General features: G+C 52.3%; 5 protein-coding genes and 3 pseudogenes. 2 read left to right on the top strand and 6 right to left on the bottom strand.

Annotated features, from left to right (window positions below):
* Nucleotides 1-124: 124 nt before the first annotated feature.
* The gene (locus tag CINSTRO3249_RS12085; RefSeq protein WP_074013465.1) at nt 125-388 is read right to left on the bottom strand and encodes a helix-turn-helix transcriptional regulator; all 264 of its coding nucleotides are present in this window, start codon (nt 386-388) and stop codon (nt 125-127) included.
* 134 nt (nt 389-522) lie between these two features.
* On the opposite strand from CINSTRO3249_RS12085, the gene CINSTRO3249_RS12090 reads away from it, so the two are divergent.
* A complete protein-coding gene (locus CINSTRO3249_RS12090; protein ID WP_084790214.1) occupies nt 523-1,425 on the top strand; it encodes an Rpn family recombination-promoting nuclease/putative transposase in 903 nt (300 codons plus the stop codon).
* A gap of 1 nt (nt 1,426) precedes the next feature.
* Here the strand turns inward: CINSTRO3249_RS12090 and CINSTRO3249_RS12095 are convergent, their stop codons facing one another.
* Complete coding sequence (locus CINSTRO3249_RS12095; protein WP_074013468.1) at nt 1,427-1,792, bottom strand: hypothetical protein; 366 nt, start codon at nt 1,790-1,792, stop codon at nt 1,427-1,429.
* A 450-nt stretch (nt 1,793-2,242) separates the two neighbouring features.
* Nucleotides 2,243-2,398, bottom strand: a pseudogene (locus CINSTRO3249_RS12100) (capsid portal protein); the annotation flags it as partial.
* Between the two features lie 2 nt (nt 2,399-2,400).
* Here CINSTRO3249_RS12100 and CINSTRO3249_RS12105 point away from each other — a divergent pair.
* Nucleotides 2,401-2,703: pseudogene (locus tag CINSTRO3249_RS12105) on the top strand (sulfate transporter subunit); the annotation flags it as partial.
* 117 nt (nt 2,704-2,820) lie between these two features.
* On the opposite strand, the gene tpiA reads toward CINSTRO3249_RS12105, so the two are convergent.
* From tpiA to CINSTRO3249_RS17695, 3 genes and pseudogenes are all read right to left on the bottom strand, one after another.
* Nucleotides 2,821-3,588, bottom strand: coding sequence for a triose-phosphate isomerase (gene tpiA / locus CINSTRO3249_RS12110; protein WP_074013466.1), 768 nt, complete (start codon nt 3,586-3,588; stop codon nt 2,821-2,823).
* A gap of 125 nt (nt 3,589-3,713) precedes the next feature.
* Nucleotides 3,714-4,199, bottom strand: a pseudogene (locus CINSTRO3249_RS12115) (DUF1454 family protein); the annotation flags it as partial.
* Nucleotides 4,200-4,215: 16 nt separating this feature from the next.
* The coding region (locus CINSTRO3249_RS17695) for a flagellar biosynthesis protein FlhF (protein ID WP_254304262.1) at nt 4,216-5,575 on the bottom strand (1,360 nt) is incomplete at its 5' end.

The following is a 5,575-nucleotide window of genomic DNA, read 5'->3' on the forward strand; positions in this document are numbered from 1 at the left end:
TGCTCATGCTGAGTTTCCAGCACTAGATTAACTGCCCGTTCACGGACTTCCGGAGAGTAACGTTTGGTCGTTGTCATAGAGACCTCCACTTTTAAAGTATAGACTCTAATTTATCCGGGGTGATTCACTGCTCATTCACCCCTATGAGATTAATTTTTATTGATGGTTGAGAAAGGTCTGCTAATTTTTTAAATTCCTCCAGCGCCTCACCCTTAATTTTAAAGTGGTAGGCAATACCTTCAATGAAGGGGGCGGGGGCTGCGCGCTTACCCAGTTCGATTGCGGATACATAGGCAGCGCTTACGCCCAAACAATCGGCCATATCCCTAAGGGTCATGTCGTGATCTATTCTTAGTTTTCTAAGATATTTTCCCAGATTGCTCACCATGCTCTCTTCTCTCTGTATTCATCCGGTATACATAGAAGCATGATACAGAAAATCAACAAACAGGGTTATTTTTATGCATAAAAATCAGGGTAAAGTCGATGGCTGTTGCTTTCGGATGCCGCTATACTGCGGCCATGCCAAAAATACCTTCACATCACGACGCACTGTTTAGAAAATTCCTCGGTAATATCGAGGTTGCCCGGGACTTTCTCGCTATCCATCTGCCACCGCATCTTCGGGAGCGTTGCGATTTTACTACCCTTGCAATGGAGTCCGGTTCGTTTATCGAGGATGATCTGCGCACGCAGTGTTCCGATATGCTCTACTCCGTGCAGACCCCTGTGGGGAAGGGGTATCTCTACCTGCTCATTGAGCACCAGAGCCGACCAGAGAAACTCATGGCCTTCAGGCTGCTAAAGTACGCCGTCGCCGCCATGCAGCGGCATCTGGAGCAGGGCAATGACACCCTGCCGGTCGTCATTCCCTTGCTCTTTTACCATGGCTGCACCTCACCTTACCCTTACACAACCCGCTGGCTGGATTGCTTTGCCGATCCTGAGCTGGCAGAATCAGTCTACAGGCAAGCTTTCCCGCTGGTTGATATTACCGCCATGCCAGACAATGCGATAGTCACCCACCAACGTGTCGCCTTGCTGGAGCTGGTCATGAAGCATATTCGCACAAGGGATATGCTGGAGCTGGCCGAAGAGATTGCACGACTGCTGAATCAGTGGACGCTGCCGCAAGAGCAGTTTCGTAGTCTGATGTACTATATTGTCGGTCGGGGCGAAACATCAGATACCAAACAGTTTTTGCATACCATAGCAGCACAGACACAGGATTATCGGGAGGATGTTATGACGATTGCAGAACAGCTACGGCAGGAAGGCGAGCAGAAAGGCCGACAGGAAGGCCGACAGGAAACCCGTATCCAGATCGCCCGTCAGCTTCTTGCTAATGGTGTCGATCGCGCCGTTGTCAGACTATCCACCGGTCTGACCGACAGCGAGCTGGACAACCTGCCCGCGCCGCAATGATTTAACAATCGGTTAACGTTACCTGACCTTCAGCGGTCAGGGCGTGGCGTTTTTCGCATCCTGCGCAGACCTTGCCGGTATTTTTCACCACCCGGATCGCCCGATCATCCCATGGCTGTAACATTTCGCTGTCTTTCATATTCGTCACGGCTAACGCCGGCAGCCCCTGTGCGCGCAGCCAGCTTTGCACCGCGCGGACACCGTCCGCTGTCGCCGCCCGTGCGGTAAAAATTCTGACCTCGCGTCCTTCACTCAGCCAGCGCCGGACGCGCCGCATCATCGGCCCCACCGGCTTACCGATACGCGCGCCCTGACCTGTGCGTGACTCGGCCAGCGTGCCGTCCAGGTCGACGCCTATCCATCCCATATTCTGATCCTCCTGAAGCCCGTGCATTCTGCCTTGCCCTGACCGCCGCCAGCGTAAGCAAAATACCTATTTATTCATAAAAATGAATAACATACCTGCTATTCACCGTCGTCTGAATACACCCCAAATCCCCTCAGAGCGCCTGTGCGGACTATGGTGAGGCGTCGCGCTGATGAAGGGGATTTATCATCCTGAAAACGAACGCGTCACAGGATGGCTTTCATGCGGTCAGAAGCCGGGTTGGTTTTGCCTTCCAGCCCCCTTTGCGCGCAGTCCCCCCGCGCCTGCGCGCTGTTCACTTAATTATTCACTTTTTATGCACCCATCCATACCTCATAAACCCTTGTCCGGCGCGGCTTTCAGGCCGATTTTTTCTCAAAAAAAGTGTTGCGTTTTGTTGCGCCCCTGTGTTGCACTCTTTGGCGTTGTCGTGAGCGCCGTTTTGGTGGCTTATCCGGCCTCATTATCCAGCAGCTCATAGGGCTTAAATCGCACCACCTCTTCGCCCACCCAATCGTTAATTTCGCTCAAACGTTGTTGGAGAGGGGCAAGCTCATTGATGGCAAATACCCGTGCCGCTTTTTCCACATCACCAAAGCCGCCGGTGAATAACCCCAAGTGAATCGATTTTGGCTGAACCAACGGTATCGGTGGTGGATAAGGTAGTGGAAAAGCGCGGCACCCGCGATGTGGCAACGGCCTATCTGAACTATCTCTATTCGGCTGAAGGGCAGCGTATCGCGGCGCAAAACTATTATCGCCCGCGCGACGCCAATGTGGCCAAGGAATATGCCAAAGAGTTTCCAACGTTGAAGCTGTTTACCCTGGCTGAGACTTTTGGCGATTGGACCAAGGTGCAAAAAGAACATTTCGCCAGCGGCGGCAGTTTCGATAAGATTAACCAGCGCTGAGAACTCACCGGCGGCAGGACGACGCTTGAGGTGCGAAACACAACCGGGCTGGTCAGCGATTGACCAGCCCGGTTGTTTTGCGCCTAACGATGTGACTCCGCCGATAGGTTTGGGCCGTCAGCCCTGTTTCGCTTCTGCCGCAGCCTTAACGATCACCGCAAAGGCGTCAGCCTTCAGCGAAGCGCCGCCAACCAGGGCGCCATCGATATCCGGTTGGGTGAACAGCTCCGCGGCATTTGCGGCATTAACCGAGCCGCCATATTGGATAATGACCTGCTCCGCAATTGCCGCGTCATGCTTGGCGATATGGTCGCGGATGAATTTATGCACCGCCTGCGCCTGCGCCGGCGTAGCGGATTTACCCGTACCGATGGCCCAGATAGGCTCGTAGGCGATGACGGTGTTCTCGAACGCTTTGGCGCCCAGGCTGTTAAGCACCGCATCAATCTGACGGGCGCACACCGCTTCGGTTTGGCCCGCTTCGTTTTCCGCTTCGCTCTCGCCGATACACAATACCGGGATCAGGCCAGCTTCTTTTAGGATGGCGAATTTCTCGGCGATCAAGGCATCGCTTTCCTTATGATAGGTGCGGCGTTCGGAATGTCCGATGATAATATATTTCGCGCCGATATCTTTCAGCATTTCGGCGGACACTTCACCGGTATAGGCGCCCGAAAGATGGGTGTCGACGTTTTGCGCACCTAGCGCAATCCGGCTGCCGCCCAGATGGTGCTTTGCCAAATCAAGATAGGTCACCGGCGGAGCGATGGCGACATCGCAACCGACGACGCTGCTGAGTTCGTTGCGCAGTGCAGCGATCAAATCATTGACCATATGCTTGCTGCCATTAAGTTTCCAATTACCCATCACTAACGGATGTCGCATTGTTATTCCTCCATTCAGGGAACGCGAGAGATGAAAAGTACTGCCTAGGGGCAAGTTTTACCTGACCTCAGTATAAAGAGGAAATACTGAGGTGGCTTTGTTTTTTGTCATTTATCGTGCATGAATCAAGGCTCGGCCAGCGCGAGTTTGACCGGTTCGACGGCAAAAGTCAGGCCCTTATCGCCATTGTCCGCCACCACGTAGCGCAGCGCGCCCCACTGTTGTTGAAAAAAGCGTGAACCGTGCCCGCGATTAAGCAGATCCAACACCCGCCCGGTGCTTTGCTCCACGCTTATCGTTGGTTCAAACTCTCGCAGGAGCGCCGCCATATAGGCAATAGCGGTCGCGCGAGCGGCCTTTTCGGTGCTGCCTTCCACCGGCAGATAGGTAAGCTGTAGCGTTTTGATCTTGCCACTGCCTTTTTCCAGCGCCGTAGAGGCATACAAGGTTTCATTAATCTTACTGGCGGCGCGGGTGAGATTCGCCGGTTCGATCGGGCCTTCCAGAGCGCGAAACTCGCCAATGGGCAGGGTCGGATTGTGGCTGTTGTACCGTTCGCGGAATTTGGTCACCGTGGTATCGAACGTCGGCGCCCCGGCCAGCAGATAAGGCATAGGTATCTACACATCAGGGAGGAGGCTTAAGAGCAACTCTCGCTAAATGAGTAAGTTCTTCCAGACTATATTCCGATAATAATTTTAGTGTATTCAACAAGATGGATAGGCCAGCGAGCAGAGCAGGAGCGCTCTCTCTGCGGCCTCGCTTTTGCTGTCGTCCTGACAAGCGACATATCAGCTGGCGGGCTGCCGCATTTTCTTCTCCTTCAGCGCGTTGCAGCCGCCATACCAGAACAGCAGCCATACTGGCTATTAACAACCTGCGTAGTACGGCTGGCGCGCTGCGCTGAAGCCATGTTTCTACGTCATGTCCGGCACCTTTCAGCAACTTAAAAAATGATTCAATATTCCAGCGCCAGTAATACCAACGAGCTACTTCCTCGCAGGTGATCTCGCTGCAAACGTTTGTAAGCAGCGTCCAGCGTCCCACCACATTACCGAGATCATCCGTAAGCCGAACAACAACCAATCTGACCGTCAGAGGCTCTCCAGGTTGGATTTTTATGCGGCGGCCGGTTTCTTTATCTTTACGCTTCTGCTGCGCAGCTCGGGTTATGACTATCGAGGTTTCACTGATTTCCATATCAGCTTTTTTCCCTTTCCAGTCTACCTGTCCGCATCCGTTGTATGGCAGAAGAGCAGCAATCTCACCAATTTTCAATGAATTACCTTGCCACTCTGCACCATGTCCTTCTTTTCCTCGGATAAGCCAGCATATTCCTTGAGTACTCAACGTCCGCATATGTCCAATAGAGTCACCCTCTCTATCAATTATATGAATCAGCTTTTTACCTATATTAAGCGATTCCACACGGGCAATATCGGTCGTCAAGGCGTCCATATGTGTCTGCCGTTCGGACAGTCCTTCCGCCAACGTTGAATGACAACCGGTTGCATCGGTAAGTGTCTGAGATAGAGGCGCTATTGGCAAACCCGTGCCAGCATCAACCAGCAAGCTGCTTTGAAGTTCATATCCAACATCGCCACCGTGCGTCATTTTTAAGCGTCCGTATTTGGCATGATGGTAAAGAAATTGTAAACGTGACCAATCATGAACAACGAGAGCGTATGGATGCGGGCTAAGCGAAATTTGCTCAAGTGCTAGCGAAATAATTGGCTCATTGAGTTGACTGAAGCTAATTCGCTTATTATTCAGAAAACGCCAGACAGCTTGGGTAGTTGCGAAAGTTGATTTTTGAGCACTTGCGAGGTCTTTAACCGCAGAAGCAAGAAGAGCCGCGGGCGTCATATGCTGTTTAACCAGCGTCTGATATCGGCGGGTAAGGCGAGAGTCAATCCCGCCAACAGATAGGTTGAAATCATTCTGCAAAGTAATAACAGGTATCACGATAAATGTGTAGATACCTATG

Source organism: Candidatus Sodalis sp. SoCistrobi, assembly GCF_900143145.1.
Taxonomy (GTDB): Bacteria; Pseudomonadota; Gammaproteobacteria; order Enterobacterales; family Enterobacteriaceae; genus SoCistrobi.

Excerpts from the sequence above, each read along its gene's own strand:
- CINSTRO3249_RS12085 (WP_074013465.1), bottom strand. The coding sequence starts at position 388 with ATGGTGAGCAATCTGGGAAAATATCTTAGAAAACTAAGAATAGATCAC.
- CINSTRO3249_RS12090 (WP_084790214.1), top strand. The coding sequence starts at position 523 with ATGCCAAAAATACCTTCACATCACGACGCACTGTTTAGAAAATTCCTC.
- CINSTRO3249_RS12095 (WP_074013468.1), bottom strand. The coding sequence starts at position 1,792 with ATGGGATGGATAGGCGTCGACCTGGACGGCACGCTGGCCGAGTCACGC.
- tpiA (WP_074013466.1), bottom strand. The coding sequence starts at position 3,588 with ATGCGACATCCGTTAGTGATGGGTAATTGGAAACTTAATGGCAGCAAG.